This window comes from Psychrobacillus sp. FSL K6-4615 (genome assembly GCF_038008225.1).
Lineage (GTDB): Bacteria > Bacillota > Bacilli > Bacillales_A > Planococcaceae > Psychrobacillus > Psychrobacillus psychrotolerans.
Genome location: NZ_JBBOYQ010000001.1, coordinates 886,842 through 908,083 on the forward strand (window position 1 = coordinate 886,842; position 21,242 = coordinate 908,083).

Sequence of the window (21,242 nt, forward strand, 5' to 3'; positions counted from 1 at the left end):
ATAAAAGTTCAACGAAGCGAAGGAGAATGTAACTTAAATGAAACAAAAATTGCTATATCTTTTTATTATTTTTGCAGTAGCCATGGGTGGATTATTTCAAACAAATCACGTAGAAGCACAAACTACAAAAGTTTATTGGGATGGGATTTTAATGGTGCCCGGACAAGCAGGGAAGATTAAGGTTATTAAACCTATAAACTTATGGAAGCGTACTTCAGAGGGATTAGTATTTGAAAGAATATTAAAACCAGGTGAGCAATATCGAGTTTATCGATACGACAATATGTACGGGGGCCAGTATGGTTTAGGTGGTGGCATGTACATTACGAAAATGGCAGGCTATGTTGATTATAAAACACCATCTAAAGCAAAGTTAAAAGAATTAGCAAATGCACAAGGGACGGCACCAACACCAGGAAATACAGTTTCTAATTTATTTCCTGTCGAGAATAAACCCTCTTTAACAATAGGTAAGGTTTCTAACCAATCTATTACTCAAATAGCTCCTGGTGTACGCAAAAAGTACTTTGATATCGATTCAACGAATGGTTTACAAAAACTATTTATGCTTGAATATGATGGAAAAACATCAAATATTGAGTTAAAGACTGAGTTAGCAAAAGATCAAATAAAAGGCTTTGAAACTACATCTTCACAGGCGAATAGTGTGGCTGAAAACGATTCCTACCATGTAGTGGGGGGAGTAAATGGAGATTATTTCGATAAATATGGCCAACCTATCGATTTAATGATGATGGATGGATCTATCGTTTCTACACCTCAAACGGCATTAAGTGATTTAGCCGTATTAGGCATCAAAGGGAATGGAAAAGCTATTATTGGTGCTCCAAAAGTTGCGATGAATGTTACAGTTAATGGTGGACAATCTTATGCTATTAATTCAGTTAATAGAAGTAGAGCTGCAAATCACCTAGTAATATATACAAAAGACTTCTCGGGAACAACAGGGACAAATAACCTCGGAACCGAAGTCAGAGTGAAAGTGGAATCTGGTAAGTTAAATGGTTCTGAAAAATTAGTAGGTACCGTAACTGAAAATATTTCTAGTGTTGGAAATGCAAAGTTAAACAGTGGAGAAATTATTCTTTCAGGACACCATTTTGCAAGTAAGTTTTTAGAAACTGTTCAAGTAGGAGATCAAATAGAAATTACAACTAACTTTACGCCTACTGAATGGAATGATGTTCGTGAATCTATTAGTGGACGTTATCATTTAGTGAAAAATGGAGCACTACAAACGATCAAAGTTGCAGGGGTTGCGCCACGTACGGCAGTTGGTATTAAAAAAGACGGAAGTATTTTTACGGCGGTAGTAGATGGCCGTAGTACTGCAAGTAAAGGTTTGACACTACAAAATACTGCTAAACTTATGAAAGACTTAGGCGCTCAATATGCGATGACATTCGATGGCGGTGGTTCTTCAACTCTAGTAGCTAGAGAACTAGGAGCAAATAAGGTGACTGTTGCGAACAAACCATCAGATGGTGGAGAACGTTCTGTTTCTAATACACTATTATTTATCAGCAAGTATAAGACAAGTGCACTTGCAACAATTGCACCTGCTTCGGATGTTTTAGAACTTTTCCAAGGTGCAACTTATACTAATCTTTCCGTGCCTGTTAAAGGTATTGATCAATACATGAATCCTGTAGCAGTATCCGGCAACGGCACAGTAACTTCTTCTGTGTTAAAAAGTACGAATGGAAAACAAGTAGTTACAGCAGGTCCAGGAACTTATGCTGGCGTTGTAACGTATGAAGGCAAAACAACCAATATTAAAATTAAAGTTACCAATACGTTAGATAGCATTAAGACTAACGAAAGTACGTTGCACGCAAATAAAGGACAAGCTATTCAAGTTACTGCAAGTGGAATGAATAATGGTCAAGCAGTAATTACAGATCAAGCTGCATTTACTTGGTCAACGACTATTGGAACGATAAAGAATGGTAAATTTACAGCTCCAAACAAAGATGGTATTGGGACGATTACTGCAAAATATGGCTCTAAGACTACAACAATTCCTGTTGTTATAGGAGAAGTAGCGCCAACTATTCTAGAATCATTCAATAAAGGTATTTCTAACTATGAGGCTTCAGGTGATCGCGTAAACTCTGTTTCGGTTGAATCAGTTACAAGTGATAGAGATGGGTCCAAAGCGCTTAAACTAGTTTATGACTTTACAGGTACCACTGGAACATCAGGTGCGTATGTGGACGCAAAAACTAGTCTAACGATCACTACTCCTGCTAAGAAAATTGGTATGTGGGTTAAGGGAGATAGTAAGGGGCATTGGTTGCGTTCTCAAATTACAGATGCCTCTGGTAAAACAGTTCAGTTAGACTTTAGTAAAAATGTAAACTGGTCTAATTGGCAATTTGTTTCAGTAGAAGTACCAGCTGGATTATCGTATCCACTGAAAATGGCTCTACCTGTTCGTTATATGGAAACAGATAATAACAACAAAACAAATGGTTCTATTATAATTGATGATATTCAATCTATTTATAAAGACTAACGTAAGAGAATAGTAATAGTAGTTGCGAACTATATTGATGTATGATAACGTAATTCGTATGGATTTTTGCTAATAGTGGAGGGAAGTACATGAGTTCGGAAGAGAGAGAAACGAAGAAATCAAACGCCTCAGTGGAAGCTGGAGCGGAAAAGATTATTGGTTATTATAAGCGACAAGCTTGGGCTTTAAAGGTATTTGATAAAATTGAACAAGATAGTATTGTCGAGGATGGTAAAAATGTAATACTTGCTTCTTCTATCATACAATCTAATAACGATTTGTTCTTCCCCGCCTTTATTCGTATTAACACGAAAGAAGCAGGTAAAGTAGTAGGAGCGTATTTGATCCTAGAAGATGAGGAAAGTTTTCAATTGCTACCACTTGAAAAAGCATTGGAAGAGTATAATTTGGATGAGTTAGTACCATTCAAGTATAGAACTCTCGAAAAGATTGAGGGAGATCAGTTTCAGGTAAACTGGCCAGAGTTCTCTTAAAGAATACTTGGAGTTCTTAATAACTATATTTTTCACAAAGGAGTGCGACTAATATCGCGCTCCTTTAAATGTTTTTAAAGATAATCTATAATTAATTACAATTTTAAGGAAATAAGTATTTTATAAAAGAAATAGCAGAGCCAATCAAATGGTTTCCAAGCCACCCTTTCCTATAATGGAGATTGTGATTTTCATATGCATAATTTACCATTTTAATAATCTTGAAATACAGTTAACATATAGAATTGAATCTGATAATAGATATTTTAAGTAGTTATATAAAATTGCGATCAGTGGAAGTGGATTCTAAAATTTACTGCTTTATTACGAACCTGACTGGATTGTTTAAGAAAAATCTGTCTTTTCTTTCTTTATACTAAATTTGGTTATAACCGTATTTTTATAGTATAATCAGTAATTGAAGAAACTTTCATATAGCATATACGTCTAAATGGGAGTTGCATTTAAATTTTTGAAAATAATAAAACAAGGATGATATATTTGGATATTAAATTACTTCTTGCTTTTATCATATCTATGGCGACAGCAATAGCGGTTACTCCGCTTGTTATTAAACTAGCACACAAAATAGGAGCGGTTGATAAGCCCTCTGAAAGAAAAGTACATCAAAACGTAATGCCTCGATTAGGTGGACTTGCTATTTTTATAGCGGTGGTTGCTGGTTATTTTGTTGCTGGATTATATGAGGCGAAAATTACTGGTATTATGGTCGGTGCATTGATCATAATTGTTTTGGGAATAATAGATGATAAATACGAGATTTCAGCAAAGATTAAACTATTAGGTCAGATATTAGCGGCTTGTGCAGTAATGGGTAGTGGATTAACGATTGATGTTTTAAATATCCCATTCATTGGTGTTTTCGAACTTGGTATCTTCTCATATGTAGTTACATTGTTTTGGATATTAGCTATTACCAATGCTATCAATTTAATTGATGGCTTGGACGGATTGTCGGCTGGGATTTCCTCCATTGTATTTGCAAGTATTGCGTTCCTGGCTTTCACAGGAGATAAAATGTTGATTTTGACACTTTCCTTAATATTATTGGGAAGTACACTTGGATTCTTGTTCCATAACTTCTACCCTGCGAAGATTTTCATGGGTGATACTGGTTCGATGTTCTTAGGATATGCAATATCGATACTGTCATTACTTGGTTTATACAAAAGCGTCACTTTGTTTAGCTTTGTTGTTCCAATTATGATTTTAGGTGTTCCAATTTTTGATACGTCCTTTGCGATAATTAGAAGGGTCGTCAACAGGAAACCTATTTCTGTTGCAGATAAGTCGCATTTGCATCACCGATTATTAGCATTAGGGTTGAAGCATCGTGACACTGTATTAGTAATATATGGTTTTGGTTTAATATTCAGTATTACGGCAATTACATTTGAAACACTAACTTTACGATGGGCAATATTTATCTTGTTGTTTATATTAGTTGCGTTTGAAATTATTGCTGAAAAGATTGGACTAGTGAGTGATGAATACAGGCCAATTATTTCTGTATTCCAAAAAGTTGTTGGGTATAAGCGCAATTAATTTGTGCTTTTCACATATTTATTTAAATTTATATTAGATTTTAATTTATGGAATAGGTTGGTGTTGAGACAATGAAAGTACCAATGTTAGATTTATCAGAACAATATGCAACATTAAAAAGTGAAGTTTTAGAAGCATTAGACGGAGTTATGAGTAGCTCTCAATTTATACTTGGTAGTAATGTTAAAAAACTAGAAGCAGATATTGCAGAATATAGTCATGTTGCCCATGGTATTGGCTGTGGGAATGGTAGTGATGCAATTCATATAGCTTTACAAGCAGCTGGAGTTGGACCTGGAGATGAAGTTATTACAACTCCGTTCACATTCTTTGCGACTGGTGGAGCAATTGCAAGAACTGGTGCAACACCTGTATATGCAGATATTGATCCAGTATCATTTAACTTAGACCCTAATGAGATTGAAAAACATATTACTGATAAAACAAAAGCTATTATTCCAGTACATTTATATGGACAAATGGCTGACATGGTAAGCATTCGTAAAATTGCAGATAAACATAATCTTTTTGTAGTGGAAGATGCAGCACAAGCAATTGGTGCTAAACAAGGGGAGTTTACTGTTGGTGAATTAGGAGATGCAGCTACATATAGCTTCTTCCCTACTAAAAACCTTGGTGCCTACGGCGATGGTGGTATGGTCGTTACGAATAATGATGATATTGCAGAAAAAAGTCGTGTAATTCGTGTGCATGGTAGCAAGCCAAAATATTACCATCATGTACTTGGTTATAATAGCCGTTTAGATGAGTTACAAGCAGCTGTATTAAATGTTAAATTCCCTCATTTAGATACATGGAGTGCACAACGTAGAACACATGCTGATTTTTATACAAATCTGTTAAACGAAAAAGTTGCGGATCATGTAAAAACACCTGTAGTTGTAGAAGGATTCCATCATGTATTCCATCAGTACACTATTTTGACGGAGCGTCGTGATGAATTACAAGCTTTCTTAAAAGAAAATGGCGTTGCTACAATGATTTATTACCCACTACCATTGCATGTTCAACCTGTTTTTGAAGGTTTAGGTTATAAACAAGGTGATTTCCCTAAATCTGAAAAAGCTGCTAACGAAGCACTTTCTTTACCAATGTTCCCAGAGTTAAAAGAAGAACAACAACAATACGTGGTAGAGAAGATTGCCGAGTTTTTTGCTAGTAAATAATGAATGGATAAACAGTAGAGGGAGACGTTATTTACGTTTCCCTCTAACTGCCTGTTCAAGAGATTTGAAGGAGAAGTGAAATGGCTGAAAATAAAACATATCGTTTGTACGATTCATTAGAATTTTTTTGGAAAAAGAAAGTATGGTTTATTATTATTCCTGTAATTTTAGCTTTGTTAGGTTACCTTGGCGCAATGGTCATACCTAAAGATGGAGATTACGTAGGGAAAAGTACAATCTTTACAGGTTCTGTTAAGTTAGAAGCTTTGACTAACCCAGAACATATTAAAACAAAATATGGTCAACACTTTACTGGAACTACAGAAGTATTTGTCCCAACAAGAAGCTATATTAAAGTTGAAACTCGTGGGAATAATAAGGATGAATTAACAAAAGAGTTAACTCAATTTAATGATCAGTTATTAGACGGGCTAATAGTTCAACATGATAAAGTGATAAAAGCAACAGAAACGTATGCAAATACGCAGGCTGCCCAAGTTGAAACCTTACAGACGGCAATTGAGTCCTATAAAGGGATTCTTAGTGAAACAGAAAATTTAACAGTAGTAAATAACTTTGCAGCATTATTAAGTACTGCAGAAATGGATTTGAAAAATGCATTAGCTACAGAGCAACGTGTGAGAAATGACATAATTACTTATGAGCAACCCGCATTAGCAAATACGTATGTGGTAGAAACAAAATCATATGGTTTAGAAGGAGCAATCGCAGGATTCATTCTTGGTATATTGGCTGCTATCCTTACTTTATCTTTATGGAAATATATTTTAGAAGCTAGAGGGAGTAAAAGAGTATGATTCAATTTGCAATTGTAGGTATGGGTTTCATCGCAGATAAACATATAGCTGCTATTCAGAATGCAGAAGGAGCAAATCTTCTTGCCATCTGTGATACAAATCCGGAAAGATTATTAATCGATGATGAAAATGTGTTGAAATATACAGATTTAGATAAAATGCTGACTGAAAATCCACAAATTGATGTAGTAAACATTTGTGTTCCTTCTGGTCTTCATGCAACCTTAACGAAGGCTGTTGCAAAACATAAAAAGCATATTGTAACAGAGAAGCCAATGGCACTAAATTCTTCAGATGCTCTTGAAATGATGGAAATTGCCAAAGATGCAGGCGTTAAACTTTCTATCGTTCATCCAAATCGTTACCGTCCAGCTATTATGGAAGTTCGTGAATTAATGGATGCAGGGAAATTCGGTAAAATTAGCCATGCTAATGCAACTGTCCGTTGGAATAGAGGACAAGCGTATTACGATCAAGCACCATGGAGAGGTACAAAGCAATTCGACGGTGGAGTCCTGATGAATCAAGCAATACATAATCTAGACCTGTTGTTATGGTTTATGGGACCAGTGAAATCTGTTCAAGGAATGGTCGCTACACGCTTCCGTGATATAGAAACAGAAGATGTGGCAACTGCGTTAATAGAGTTTGAAAGTGGTGCTCTAGGAGTGGTAGAAGCAGCTACAACTGTTTATCCGCAAAACTTGGAAGAATCTTTATCCATTTTTGGTGAAACTGCTAGTGTGAAAGTTAGTGGGAAAAATGCGGTATTCATTGATACATGGGATGTAGAAGGTTATTCTTCAGAAGAAGTAAAAGCATTAAAAACTAAAATACAAAATGATCCATGGGGCAAAAAGGGTCACGACTGTATTATTGAAGATATGGTTGCAGCGATCAACGAAGACCGGAATCCAGAAGTTGGCGGTTTAGATGGTTATAACCCTGTTCGACTTATAGAAGCAATTATCGAATCATCTGAGACAGGTAAACGTATTACATTCAGTTAATTTAAAGGAGAGACATATATGTCAAATTACTATGAAGAATTATTAGCAAAAATTGAAAACCGTACTGCTGTTATTGGTGTCGTTGGATTAGGTTATGTTGGATTACCACTAGCTGTAGAAAAAGCAAAAGCTGGTTATACAGTTATCGGTTTTGATGTACAAGAATCTAAAGTTGAACAAGTAAACAAAGGCGTTAACTATATTGGAGACGTTGTAGATAATGACTTAAAAGAAATGGTAGACTCAGGTCATTTAACAGCTTCTTCGGATTATGGTTCTATTAGTTCAGTGGATGCGGTAGCTATTTGTGTACCAACGCCTCTTGATATTTATCAACAACCGGATACTTCATACGTTGAAAGTTCAGTAACTGAAATCGCAAAATATGCGAAAAAAGGTACATTAGTTGTTTTAGAATCGACAACTTATCCAGGTACTACAGAAGAAATTATTCGTCCTGCTTTGGAAAAATTAGGATTTATTGTTGGAGAAGATATCTTCATTGCGTATTCTCCAGAGCGTATCGATCCAGGTAACAAAACTTACAATACAAAAAATACTCCAAAAGTAGTTGGTGGGATTACAGAAAAATGTACGGATGTAGCAGCTGCATTATACAGCAGTGTTCTTGAAGGCGATGTCCATAAAGTTTCAAGTCCAGCTATTGCTGAAATGGAAAAAATATTTGAAAACACATTCCGTCACATTAATATCGCTCTTGCAAATGAAATGGCTATTCTATGCGAAAAAATGGGAATTGACGTTTGGGAAGTAATTGATGCAGCTAAAACGAAGCCATATGGCTTTATGGCATTCTATCCAGGTCCTGGTTTAGGTGGTCACTGTATTCCAATCGATCCATTCTATTTAACATGGAAAGCACGTGAGTATAACTACCACACTAGATTAATCGAACTAGCAGGAGAAATAAACAATTCAATGCCTGATTATGTTATTACGCGCGCAATGCAAATCTTAAATGATGAAGGTAAAGCGTTACGTAATGCAAAAGTTCTTCTTTTAGGTGTAGCATACAAAAAAGATATCGATGATATGCGCGAATCTCCATCACTTAAATTAGTCGAGTTATTATTACATCATGGTGCTGATTTCAAAACAGTGGATCCGCATGTAGAATCTTACCGTGTAAATGGAGAAGTTCTACATACTTCAGAATTGACGGATGAACTACTTGATAATGCAGATATGGTTATCCTGGCTACAGATCATACTGGCTTTGATTATGAAAATATTGCTAAGAGATCTAAAGTTATCTTTGATACGCGTAATGCATTCAAAGGAATCGAAACTCCAAATCGTTATATTAAACTTTAAGGGGGATATGAACATGAACTTTATACATGAAACTGCGGAGCTAGGTGAAAATACAACAGTTGGACATTTTTCAGTAATTGAAGAAGGGGCCAGAGTGGGAAGTAATGTACGCATTGGTAATCGTGTGACTATTCATGCAAACACAATCATTGGTGATGGAACAACTGTCGATGATGGTGCTGTTGTTGGAAAGCAACCGAAGCCAGCTAAAACGAGCACAATGCAAATTACAAAAGAAATTCCACCCCTTGAACTAGGAAAAGAATGTACAATTGGTGCGAATACAATTATTTATAGAGGTGCTATTATCGGTGAAAGTACATTAATAGCCGATTTAGCTACTGTTCGTGAAGATGTGAAGATTGGATCATTTGTTATTATCGGACGTAATGTTACGGTAGAAAACTTTGTAACAATCGGAGAACGCACAAAAATTCAATCGAATTCTTATATAACGGCGCATTCTACTCTAGAGGATCATGTCTTTATCGCACCTTGTGTTACTACTACAAATGATAACTTTATGGGAAGAACAGAAGCTCGTTTTGATAAAATCAAAGGAGCAATTGTGAAAAAAGGTGCACGTGTAGGTGGAGCATCTATTATTCTTCCGGGAATCACTATTGCAGAAGAAACTTTTGTTGCTGCAGGAGCAATCGTTACAAAAGATACAGAAGCGAAGACAGTTATAAAAGGATTCCCAGCAAAATTCATGAAAAATGTACCTGAAGAGGAGCTTCTCTAAGTGTTCTCTCAGTTAAAACGTTTAGGAGCGGATTCGCTCCTTTACGCATTTATGAATGTAGGAACGAAACTAATAGCTTTCATCCTGTTTCCTTTGTACGCTCATTATTTAGTTGATACATCGCTAGTAGGTTTGCTTCAGTTAGTCGATACAAATGTGTCGATGCTTACTTTCTTAGTAATCTTTGGTACAGATTCAGCATTGGCCTATTACTACTTTGAGTATAAAGATAAAGAGACACGTGAAAAATATGTTCGATCCGTTATGACCTTTAGAATATCCATTGTTATTTTGTTATTTGTTGTATTTTTAATCGGTGGAGAGTGGCTTTCTGTATTGCTATTAGACGTTCCTGGTCAAGCTACATTGTTTTATATAGCTCTTGGTACACTTTGTTTAGATACGATTTTGACACTTGTTCTAACTATTTTGAGATACGATTTTCATACAAAAAAAGTAGTCGCAATGACTGTTGCCAAGATGCTTTTAATAGCAATCGTATCTCTCCTTTTCTTGATGTTCGTTTGGACTTCACTGGAAGGAATACTATTAGCTCGCTTGATAAGTGTAGCTATTATTGTCTTAGTATTGATAAAGCCAGTAAGAGTTTATTTGAAACCGCTGTTTGAGTGGAGTATTTTAAAGAAAATACTTGTTTATGCTACTCCGTTAGTACCTGCTTCTTTAGCGTTTTGGATTATTGCAAATGCAAATAATTACTTTATCAGAGGTTATGGAACTATTGGCGATGTGGGGCTCTATGGTACCGCTATAAAATTTGCTACGTTCATCACCTTGTTGACGAGTGGGATTCAGCTTGCTTGGAGACCTTTTTCTATGTCATTGAAAGATAAGGAAAGTAGCCCAAAACTATTTTCTACTCTATATGCAGCATTTTTATTGATAGGTAGTTTTGGAGTTTTAGCGTTAGCTACAGTTATGCCATGGGTTATTTTAGTAATGCCAGAGCAGTTTAGAATTGCGTTTCAATATGTAGCACCTATTTCAATTGCTACTTTTTTAAGCTTTTATTATATGATCGTTTCTACGGGGATATTTTATTCCAAACAAACAAAACACATTTCTATAGCATTTGGAATAGCAGCAGTTGTATCTGTTATATTGAATTTTATATTCGTTCCAAGTTTCTTAATCTGGGGCACTGTCATTTCCTATATATCAGCATACTGCTTGGCTCTATTTATGGTGTTTCGCAAAAGTCAGAAGCTATACTATGTACCTTTCTCTGGATTTAAAATGGCATGGACAATCTTCTGGTTAATCGCTGCTACACTTAGCATAGTGTATATACAATTAACGGATTTAAATGATTTGCTAATAGCTGGAGTATGGTTAGCGTTCATCATTTTAGTACTGCTTGTTCGAATGGATAAGTATTTTGTAAATAGAAAGTAATGGGGGATATGACATGGCGAGAAATTGTAAAATTAACCTGAGGCATAAAGATTTTTATCCTATTATAGGCGAAGGGTATGAAGGGTTTTTCAGAGGTTATTTCTACTATGAAAATCAATATGTCACCCATGAAAATTTTGGTAGCCTATTTAATGAAGCACAGCTTTCCACTATGGACTATTCTAAATGGAATGGCGAATATGCATTAATATTCACGAATGAACATAACACCACTTTAGTGACAGATATGAAACGATCCATCCCATTATTCTATTCACAAGATTCTGCAGCCAATTGGATTGTCCAAGATTATATTACACCTCATGAAGGCATGGACATGGTAATGGAAGCAGAAGATGAGTTTCTTGTCACAGGATTTGTATTTAGAGATAAAACTCTATTTGTAGACTGGTTCCAAGTACCAGCGGTTTCTTATGTAAAACTAGCTAAGGAAGCTAAGCAAACATATTATTACACCTATGTTTTGGAAAAAGAATCCGAGTCTATTGATACATTTGCTGCGGAATTGGAGCAGGTTTTCCAAGAATTATTTGATGATTTGGCAACGCGCTTAAAGGGACGTCAAATAATTATCCCACTTAGTGGTGGCTATGATTCTAGGTTAATAGCATTGAATCTCGTGGAACGAGGTTTAAAAGAGAATATTACTACCTTTACATATGGAAGACCAGGTAATGGTGAATCTACAGTTAGTAAACAAATAGCAGATCAGTTAGGGCTGAAGTGGAAGTATTTTGCTTATGACAAAAAAATGTGGGAAGACATGTACAAGTCTGAAGAATGGAAAGACTATGTTGTATATTCCAGTAATGGTGTTTCTGTTGCCCATTTACAGGATTTTCCGAGCACAAAGTTATTAGTGCAAGAAGAGAAATTAGAGGATGCAGTGTTCCTTCCAGGTCATTCCTTAGATTATCTTGCAGGTGGTCACTTACCCTATGAATCGATTATTGATAAAGACTTTGAAGTGAGTGAAATTCAAACCTTTATCATGAACAAACATTTCCGATTATGGGAACTAAATGGTGAAAAAACTTATGCAAACACGAATATAGGAAGAGGTTTAATAGAAGACATAGAAGTGTATTCCAATTACACGAATGAGCGAGTGTCTTCATTAATAGATGAGTGGAACTGGAGAGAAAGACAATCTAAATTCATTATTAACTCTGTCCGCGTGTATGAATATTTTGGCCAAAGTTGGTCCCTTCCGTTATGGGACGATCGGTTAATCCATTTCTTCAGTAAGCTTCCAGCAGATTTAAAATATAAAAAATATTTATATGATTATACTTTGCATAAAATGCATCCAGATTATTATTCAATACCTCAAAAACCAGGTCCGGAAAATTCATTAAAAAATAAGTATGGGATTCTTTATCCTGTTTTGCGCAAGCTATATAGGAAGAAAAATCTGTACCGGAAATACTTTGATGAGCCTATGGAATGGTTTGGTATTTATCCAACTTATAAGCAATATATAAAATCGTTAAAGTTCTCACGAAATGGTAAAAAGTATGAACATCCATATAATATTAATTCATTTATCGTAAAAGACATGATTGAAATGATGAAGGAGATTACAAAATGAAGGTTCTTACAATTTTAGGAGCAAGACCCCAATTTATAAAAGCTGCAGCGGTATCACGTGTAATTCGTGAAGAAGTGACAGAACTTATCGTGCACACTGGGCAGCATTATGATGCGAATATGTCCGACATCTTTTTTGAAGAGTTGAATATTCCTAAACCAGATTATCATTTAGGAATTGGTTCTGGAAACCATGGGAAACAAACTGGAGAAATGTTAGCTAAAATTGAAGAAATAATTTTAACTGAGACTCCGAATTTTGTACTTGTATATGGTGATACTAACTCAACACTAGCAGGGGCTCTTGCAGCGGCTAAACTTCATGTACCGATTGTGCATATTGAAGCAGGACTTCGTAGTTTCAACAAGAAAATGCCAGAAGAAGTAAACCGTATTCTAACAGATCATATCTCTACACTACTTCTTTGCCCAACTGATACAGCTATCCAAAATTTAACAAACGAGCATATATCAGATGGCGTTTATAACGTAGGGGACGTCATGTATGATGCAGTATTGTACAACAAAGAATTAGCAGCGTCATCTACAACTATTTTAGAACGTGAAAATCTAACAGCTAAAGATTACTTATTAATCACGATTCATCGTGCAGAAAATACAGATGATGTAGAACGTATGAAATCTATTTTAGATGCATTTAGTCAAATTCCCGATAAAAAAGTATGGCCAATACACCCACGTACGAAGCATATGTTAGAAGATTATGGATTTAAATTAGATGAAATTCCTAATTTACATGTAATTGAACCTGTAGGTTATCTAGATATGCTCTCATTGGAAACAAATGCGAAAAAAATCGTTACAGATTCTGGTGGCGTACAAAAAGAAGCATATTTCGCAGAAGTACCATGTGTAACAGTTCGTGATCAAACAGAATGGGTAGAAACATTAATAGAAGATGCAAATATTTTAACTGGTACAGATACAGATAAAATAGTAGCAGCAGTAAACAAACAAGTTTCTCCTTCATACACACCTGTATTTGGAGATGGGAACACAGCTCAGAAAGTTTTGACGTTACTAAAGGAATATTTAGCTTAGTTCTGAAAATCACGGTAAGTAAGTCCTTTTTATATGTAAGTCGAGCTTGTTGATTGAAGTGCAAGGCGGCGACTCCAGCGGGAACAGCGCGAGCTGAAAGCCCCGCAGGAACGCAGTGACGAGAAGATTGAAGCCGTGCCCGCGGAAAGCGTCCGCCTGTAACGGAAATCAACAGTGATTCAAGTGATCAAAAAATCTAGCAAATGCCACAGATATCCAAGCTGGGCGTTATTGATGAATATAAAGTAGGTGTGAGCATTGTTAATTTTTAGCATATGGCTCTTTACTGTGGTGGCTTCCACATACCTTTTCAAAAAGGTTTCTGGAAGCCTTTCTCCTGTAAGGCCAAATATGATTACGATAATATATTATTATTCTTTCCTTATCTCCAGTTATATTGGCGGATTATTGATAGCTTTAGGAATTGACGATTATTATATGATCAAGAGAATGGACCATGAGGAATATCGAATCATTGGATTTATTTTGTTGACGATATTAATGATTTTATTTCCATTAACGCAATTGGTTGTAGGAAGAATGTTCGGTTTTAATTCCGAAAAAGAGTTTGACCGCTACCTACACGAACCCGTTCGTACAAGTGTAGATAAGAATAGACGCTTGTTTAGGTTAGCATTTGGTGCATTAACTGCTATATCAGTGTTAGCCGTTGCGTATACAATGTTAAAAACCTCCACAGTTCCTTTATATGAATTGTTAAAAGGAAACACTTCTGAACTTGCGAAGATGCGTATTGATGCATCGCGAGGAATAAGTGGGATAGATGTATATATACGGAACATATTTGCGATTGCTTTGACACCGGTGCTTTCTATTATTGCTTTTATATACACAACACAGTCTAAAGCATTGTATTGGAAAATTGTATTCTTCTTATTGTTTATGTCATCTTTAGTAATAACTACATACGATTTGGCAAAGTCACCTATTTTCTTTTATGTCATCATGTTGTTGTTAGCGGGTGTATTCACACAAACGTTAAAGTTAAATTGGAAGAAAATCAGTGCCTTTGTTATTTCAGGGACTGTGTTATTAGTAATAATGTATATAGCTATCCAAGGAGTTACAGAGGTAGAGAGCTTTTTGTCTTATAATTCTGGTCCAATCGGAAGAATTATTCTTGCACAAATATCTCCTTTCTTTTTACATTTGGATACTTACTCGCATTCAATCGCTTTCCTTGAGATGAAAGGATTGCCGTCATTTATTGCTGGTATTTTCGATGTTGAACAGGTACGTTCAGCAAGAATGGTCATGGAAAATGTGTTCCCTGAAAATGTAGATAAAGGAACTGGCGGTGTATTAAATACAATTTTCATCGGAGAAGCATTTGGTTCCTTTGGTTATGTCGGTGTTATTGTATGTATTATTTATGTAGCGGCTGTTATTCAGTTGTTATATATCGCTTTCTTAAGACTGCCAAAAACTCCAGTCGTTATTGCATTAACAGTTTACTTTACGATTAATATTCCAAGAACACTAGTTGGTGGAGCAGCAGACTTTTTCTTCAATCCTATTTGGATAATTATGACAGTCGTGCTAGCAGGATTATTTATAGTAGAGCAATATTTTCACGTCATTTGGACATTCCTTATGAGTAAGGTGAAGAGGAAAAAGGTGAAAGCATGAAAAATATTCTTATTTATTATCCTTTTACGATAGCTGCAAATCCAAAGAGCGGATCTGCTATCCGTCCAGTAGAAATGATTAAAGCCTTTGAGTTATATGCACAAAAGCATGATTTAGAACTTATCATCATTTCAGGTAATACAACTGAACGTCGTCTCTTGTGGAATAAAGTATTACAGGAGAGAAAGCTAGAGCAGACACTATTTTGTTACTCTGAAAATCAAACGATACCGCTGTGGTTAACTGATGCGGGGCATATTCCAAAAGACTGGAAAATTGATAAAGATGTCTTTAAAACTTTAAAAAAACACGATATTCCAGTCGGAGTATTTTATCGAGATGTGTACTGGAAATTCGACGAATTGTATTCATTAAAAGGGTTAAAGAAATTTATCATGCAATCTATCTATAAGATAGAAGAGAAGTTTTACGGAAAATATGTGCATACGGTCTTTTTACCAAGCGATGCTATGGGCAAGTACGTTAATATAAATGCAGCTAAAATGGCGCTTCCTCCAGGAGGACGTTTTACAGAAATAAAATCAAGTACAAATGAGATACAAAATCCGTTTAAAGGGATTTATGTAGGTGGTATTAATAATGATGATTACGGCTTACCTACATTAGTGGATGCCTATGATGCGTTAAACAAGAGTGGAATTCATGGTAAATTAGTTATTGTTTGTCGTGAAGATGAATTTAATGATTTACCAAGAGCGGATAAGGACAAGCTAAACAAATCCTATATAGAGGTTAAGCACGTTAGTGGGGCAGAATTACAGAAAGTATATGAGGAAGTAGATTTTGCTTTCATTCCACGTAAACGCTCGGTGTACAATGATTTTGCAGTGCCGATTAAAATGGTGGAATACTTAACAGCAGGACTGCCGATCATTGCAACTAATTGCTCTGCACAGGAAGACTTCATAGCTTCTGGTCCTTACGGGGTTCTAACAGGTGATGATGCTGAGAGTCTTGTAGAAGGAATGCAAGGAATCCCATCTCAATTCGCTGAATACAAACAAAATATACAGCGAACTTTTTTACAAAAGCATGCATGGAATGAACGAGCTGAACAAGCAGCGCATGCGCTAATAGGAGGTAACCAATGAAAATTGCGTTATTAGCACCAAGCAGATCCATTCATACTCAAAAGTGGGCATTATTTTATCAATCCCAAGGAATTGACGTAAAAGTATACACATTTAAAGATCATTACTCTGAGGACAATGCTAAATTAGTACCAACTGTTGTATTACCGAAATCTTTACCAGGCAAAGCTTCCTATTTAGCAGCAGCTCCTGCGTTGAAAAAAATGCTGAAAGAATGGCAGCCAGATGTTCTACATTCTCATTTTGTTTCTAGCTATGGATTGTTAGGGGCGATGGTTAATTATAAAAAGTATTTTGTTTCGGTGTGGGGAAAAGATATTTTTGATTTCCCTAAAAAGAGCAAACTCAATAAAAAACTAATAGAATTCACATTAAGTAAAGCTACAGCTGTTTTCTCTACCAGTCATGTGATGGCTAAAGAGACAAATTTATATACTAAACGTTTTGTAGAGGTAACTCCATTTGGGGTAGATATTAATATTTTTTATCCGGAAACAGGTACAGAACAATCTACTGATAAAATCATTGTTGGTACAGTAAAAGCACTGGAAGATAAGTATGGAATCGCTGATTTAGTGAAGGGCTTTGCTTTGTTTCATAAGGAATTTTCAAATTCCGAGCTGGTGATAACAGGTGACGGACCACAACGAGCAGAGTATGAGCAACTATCCAAAGACTTAGGTATAGATTCAGTTACTACGTTTACAGGTAAAGTACCGAATACAGAAGTACCAAATGTAATTCGGAAAATGACCATTTTTGCGGTACCATCTACGGAAGATAGTGAAAGCTTTGGAGTTGCTGCAGTGGAAGCGATGGCTTGTGGGATTCCAGTAGTCGTTTCAAATGTTGGTGGTCTTCCTGAGGTAGTAGTCAATGATGTGACTGGAATAGTGACCGATAAAGAAAGTCCAGATCAGCTGGCAAATGCGTTCAAGAAGCTAGCAAGTAACGATGGATTGAGAGCTTCCATGGGACAAGCTGGAGTTACACATGTATTGGAACACTATAGTTGGATTGATAATGCGCACTATATGTTAGAGCTATATAAAAAGTATCTATAATCGTATAGAAGAGAAAGGTGATTGGATATGATTAAAAAAGCGGTTATACCTGCAGCAGGCTTTGGAACTCGTTTCCTTCCTGCCACAAAAGCATTACCAAAAGAAATGTTACCTATCGTAGATAAGCCCAACCTACAATATATTATTGAAGAAGCTATTGCTTCTGGAATTGAAGATATTATTATTGTAACTGGTCGCAATAAAAAATCGATGGAAGATCATTTCGATAAATCCATTGAGCTAGAGCTATTATTGAAGAAGACTGGGAAATTAGAGCTGCTAGAAACAGTAGAAAACATTTCTAATTTAGTCGATATACATTATATGCGTCAAAAAGAGCCACTTGGACTTGGACATGCGATTTTATGTACAAAGAAATTCATTGGCAATGAACCATTTGCAGTCTTACTACCTGATGACATTATTGATGCGGAAGTACCTGCATTAAAACAAATGATTGATAAGTATGAGCAAGTGCAAAGTAGTATTTTAGGGGTCAATGAAGTACCAACTGAAGATGTAAGTAAATATGGTATTGTTGACTATAGCGAAGCAGATAATAATTTATATACAGTGAAAAGATTAGTGGAAAAACCAGCCATTAAGGATGCTCCATCCAACCAAGCAATAGTTGGTCGTTATATTTTGACACCTGGTATTTTTGAAGAATTGGAAAAAGTACAACCAGATGCAAAAGGCGAAATTCAATTAACAGATGCAATCGATTCCTTGCTCGCTAAAGAGCCTATTTACTCTTATATGTTTGAGGGCAAACGCTATGATGTCGGTGATAAATTTGGATTCTTACAAGCGACATTTGATTTTGCTTTAAAACGTGATGATTTAAGAGAGCCTTTATTGGCATATTTAAAGAATAAATTGAAAGATTAAAACGGTGATTTAAATGCGTATTGTATATTTGTGTCAACATTTCCCTCCAGAAACAGGAGCACCACAAATTCGAGTATATGAAGTGAGTAAGGAACTTCTTGCTCAAGGCCATGATATTCAAGTGGTAACAGCATTCCCTCATCATCCTCACGGCATTATTCCGGATGAGTATAAAGGAAAAAAATATGAGTTTGAAAAATGGGATGGAATTCCTGTTCATCGTACTTGGATTTATCCTTCTAAAAAAGGAACATTTTATAAACGTTTAGTGTCGTACTTTTCCTTTACATTCAGTTCGTTTTACGGATTAATGAAAACTGGCAAAGTAGATGTTATTATAGTGAACTCACCGCCTATCTTTTTAGGCTTAACGGGGCTATTAGGCGCCAAATTAAAAGGTGCAAAATTTGTCTTTAATGTTGCCGATGTTTGGCCAGAGTCTGCGGTAAAATTAGGATTGGTAAAAAATAAATTTTTTATTAAACTTGCTGAAATTTTAGAGTCATTTTTATATAAGCATTCATGGAAAATTGCTACTGCAACAGATGGTATAAAATCATATATTATTAACCACTCTCAGCCAGAAGACAAAGTATTTGTCTTGCCAAATGGAGTAAACACAACTTTCTTCCAACCAGAAGAAAAAAATGCGGAGTACGTAGAAAAGTTCAATCTACAAGATAAGTTCGTGTTTTCTTATGGTGGTAATTTGGGTTATGCTCAAGGGTTGGAATTTATTTTATACGCTGCAAAGAAAATGCAGGAAACAGTTCCTAATGCTTTCTTCTTAATAGCTGGAGCGGGTCCAGAGGAACAAAAACTTCATGAATTAGCAAAAGAATTAGGACTTATGAACATAGCTTTTTTAGGTCATTTACCTTTAAAAGAAATGCCAAAATTATTCTCAGTTACAGATGTAAGTATCGTACCACTAAGAGACATTCAATTATTTGAAGGAGCTCGCCCATCAAAAATTTTCCCAGCTGCTTCCTCTGGGGTTCCGGTATTATATTGCGGAAAAGGGGAAAGTGCTGAGATTGTGACGGAAAATAATATTGGATTAGTTGCAATGCCAGAAAATGTTGATTCTATAGCGGATACGATGTTCTCATTTGTAGAAATGGATGAGGCAGTACGTACAGAAATGAAAGAATGTGGACGAAATTTAGCATTGAACGAATACAGCTGGGTTTCAATCGTCCAAGATCTCTTGCATAACCTTACGAAGAAGTAAGCAACTTCCTGATATACATACGACAATATTTTATGTATAATTGGTGAGATTATATTTTAACAGTAAAGTAGGGAAGAATTATGGCTACTTCACGTCAAACAAAACGAAAAAAGAAGACGAGAAGAAAATTATTATATACGGTTCTAGTCATTTCGATGGTTTTATTGTCTGGTGTGATTGTATTCGCTACTAACCTATCCTTACAGACAAAAAATGCGACCTCGAACATGTTTGAACCGTTAGAACGAGATAAAGAAAATAAAGCAGAAAGTAAGTTTGATAGTGCGATGGCAGAAGATTCCGCTTTCACTCTGATGCTTACAGGTATTGAAAATGAAGAAGGTGCTACTTATGGTAGATCCGACGTGATTATTGTAGCAACGATTAATCCGAAAACGGAGAAAATCTCAATGGTTAGTATCCCTCGTGATACTAAAGTGTATATTCCGGATTTAGGTTATGAAGATAAGATCAATCACTCTTATGCAAATGGTGGTATTAACTATACGATTAATGCTGTAGAAGAGTTTTTAGATTTAGAAATTGACTACTATGTTTCTACTGACTTCCAAGGATTTGAAGATATCGTTGATACAGTTGGCGGTATTGAAGTGGATGTGCCGTTTACGTTTAAGGCTCAGTTAACTGAGAGCTTAAAATGGAAAACGTACACAGAGGGACCTATGGAGTTAAATGGGAACGAAGCGCTTGCTTATGTACGTATGCGTAAAACAGATCCCCAAGGGGATATCGGACGTAATTTACGTCAAAAACAAGTAATTCAAGAGATTATCAATCAAGGCACAAGCCTCGGTAATATTACAAAAATTGATGATATGATTAGGGATGTAGGAAAAAATGTGAGAACTAATATTCCTTCATCTGAGTATTTTGGGTTGATCAAAATGTATCAAAATTTAAAGTCGTCTCCTTTTGAGCAGTTACAAATAACTGGAGATGATGCAACTATTAGAGGAATCTATTATTTCATCCCTGATGAGGATTCTATCGAGACTGTTTCAAAGCAGCTAAAGTTGAATTTAGATGATTTTGGACAAAATGCGCAAAGTGAATTAAATGAAACTAAGACTGCAAATGATTTATCTTTTGGAGAGTAAAATGGAGCGCCTTCACGGGCGTTTCGTTTTACTCTTTTTTTTATAGAAATATAAAGAATTGGATTCTCAGGAGAGGAACTGCTTGTCTATAAAATAAATTTGATTTTCTTATATTTAAATGGGAGGGTGAGAGATAAAAGATAAAAGATAAAAGATAAAAGATAAAAGATAAAAGATAAAAGATAAAAGATAAAAGATAAAAGATAAAAGATAAAAGATAAAAGATAAAAGATAAAAGATAAAAGATAAAAGATAAAAGATAAAAGATAAAAGATAAAAGATAAAAGATAAAAGATAAAAGATATGTAATAAATGCTGTTGATTTCCGTTACGGTCGGACGCTTTCCGCGGGCACAGCTTCAATCTCCACGGGCAAACAGGATGTTGGTC

The 21,242-nt window shown here is 35.6% G+C and carries 17 protein-coding genes; all 17 read left to right on the top strand.

Going from position 1 to position 21,242, the window contains the following annotated elements:
- Positions 1–37 precede the first annotated feature (37 nt).
- The gene (locus MKX53_RS04170; RefSeq protein ID WP_340909357.1) at positions 38–2,539 is read left to right on the top strand and encodes a phosphodiester glycosidase family protein; all 2,502 of its coding nucleotides are present in this window, start codon (positions 38–40) and stop codon (positions 2,537–2,539) included.
- An 89-nt stretch (positions 2,540–2,628) separates the two neighbouring features.
- A complete protein-coding gene (locus MKX53_RS04175) occupies positions 2,629–3,033 on the top strand; it encodes a hypothetical protein (protein ID WP_340909360.1) in 405 nt (134 codons plus the stop codon).
- A gap of 501 nt (positions 3,034–3,534) precedes the next feature.
- Positions 3,535–4,599 (top strand): glycosyltransferase family 4 protein, encoded by a 1,065-nt coding sequence (locus MKX53_RS04180; RefSeq protein ID WP_340909362.1) that lies wholly within the window; start codon positions 3,535–3,537, stop codon positions 4,597–4,599.
- A 71-nt stretch (positions 4,600–4,670) separates the two neighbouring features.
- A complete protein-coding gene (locus tag MKX53_RS04185; protein WP_093537252.1) occupies positions 4,671–5,786 on the top strand; it encodes a DegT/DnrJ/EryC1/StrS family aminotransferase in 1,116 nt (371 codons plus the stop codon).
- Positions 5,787–5,866: 80 nt separating this feature from the next.
- Positions 5,867–6,604 carry a hypothetical protein gene (locus tag MKX53_RS04190; RefSeq protein WP_340909364.1) on the top strand — a complete coding sequence of 246 codons (738 nt, stop codon included), beginning with the start codon at positions 5,867–5,869 and terminating at the stop codon, positions 6,602–6,604.
- Positions 6,601–7,614, top strand: a complete 1,014-nt coding sequence (locus tag MKX53_RS04195; protein ID WP_340909365.1) for a Gfo/Idh/MocA family protein — start codon at positions 6,601–6,603, stop codon at positions 7,612–7,614. The genes MKX53_RS04190 and MKX53_RS04195 overlap by 4 nt, the downstream gene beginning before the upstream one ends.
- An 18-nt stretch (positions 7,615–7,632) precedes the next feature.
- Entirely contained in the window at positions 7,633–8,949 is a 1,317-nt protein-coding gene (locus tag MKX53_RS04200; RefSeq protein WP_340909366.1) for a nucleotide sugar dehydrogenase, read from the top strand.
- A 13-nt stretch (positions 8,950–8,962) separates the two neighbouring features.
- A complete protein-coding gene (locus MKX53_RS04205) occupies positions 8,963–9,694 on the top strand; it encodes an acyltransferase (protein WP_340761689.1) in 732 nt (243 codons plus the stop codon).
- Positions 9,695–11,110, top strand: a complete 1,416-nt coding sequence (locus MKX53_RS04210; RefSeq protein WP_340909368.1) for a lipopolysaccharide biosynthesis protein — start codon at positions 9,695–9,697, stop codon at positions 11,108–11,110.
- A gap of 13 nt (positions 11,111–11,123) precedes the next feature.
- Positions 11,124–12,722: an asparagine synthase C-terminal domain-containing protein gene (locus MKX53_RS04215; protein WP_340909370.1), complete on the top strand. Its 1,599-nt coding sequence runs from the start codon at positions 11,124–11,126 to the stop codon at positions 12,720–12,722.
- Entirely contained in the window at positions 12,719–13,783 is a 1,065-nt protein-coding gene (gene wecB / locus MKX53_RS04220) for a non-hydrolyzing UDP-N-acetylglucosamine 2-epimerase (protein ID WP_340909373.1), read from the top strand. Before MKX53_RS04215 ends, wecB begins: the two co-directional genes overlap by 4 nt.
- A 351-nt stretch (positions 13,784–14,134) precedes the next feature.
- A complete protein-coding gene (locus MKX53_RS04225) occupies positions 14,135–15,433 on the top strand; it encodes an O-antigen polymerase (protein WP_340909375.1) in 1,299 nt (432 codons plus the stop codon).
- Positions 15,430–16,545, top strand: a complete 1,116-nt coding sequence (locus MKX53_RS04230; RefSeq protein WP_340909377.1) for a glycosyltransferase — start codon at positions 15,430–15,432, stop codon at positions 16,543–16,545. Before MKX53_RS04225 ends, MKX53_RS04230 begins: the two co-directional genes overlap by 4 nt.
- On the top strand, positions 16,542–17,609 hold the full coding sequence (locus tag MKX53_RS04235) for a glycosyltransferase (RefSeq protein ID WP_340909379.1): 1,068 nt from the start codon (positions 16,542–16,544) through the stop codon (positions 17,607–17,609). The genes MKX53_RS04230 and MKX53_RS04235 overlap by 4 nt, the downstream gene beginning before the upstream one ends.
- Positions 17,610–17,636: 27 nt before the next feature.
- A complete protein-coding gene (galU, locus tag MKX53_RS04240; RefSeq protein ID WP_093537350.1) occupies positions 17,637–18,500 on the top strand; it encodes a UTP--glucose-1-phosphate uridylyltransferase GalU in 864 nt (287 codons plus the stop codon).
- 13 nt (positions 18,501–18,513) lie between these two features.
- Complete coding sequence (locus MKX53_RS04245; RefSeq protein ID WP_340909381.1) at positions 18,514–19,734, top strand: glycosyltransferase family 4 protein; 1,221 nt, start codon at positions 18,514–18,516, stop codon at positions 19,732–19,734.
- An 80-nt stretch (positions 19,735–19,814) separates the two neighbouring features.
- Positions 19,815–20,852: an LCP family protein gene (locus tag MKX53_RS04250; RefSeq protein ID WP_340909383.1), complete on the top strand. Its 1,038-nt coding sequence runs from the start codon at positions 19,815–19,817 to the stop codon at positions 20,850–20,852.
- Positions 20,853–21,242 lie beyond the last annotated feature (390 nt).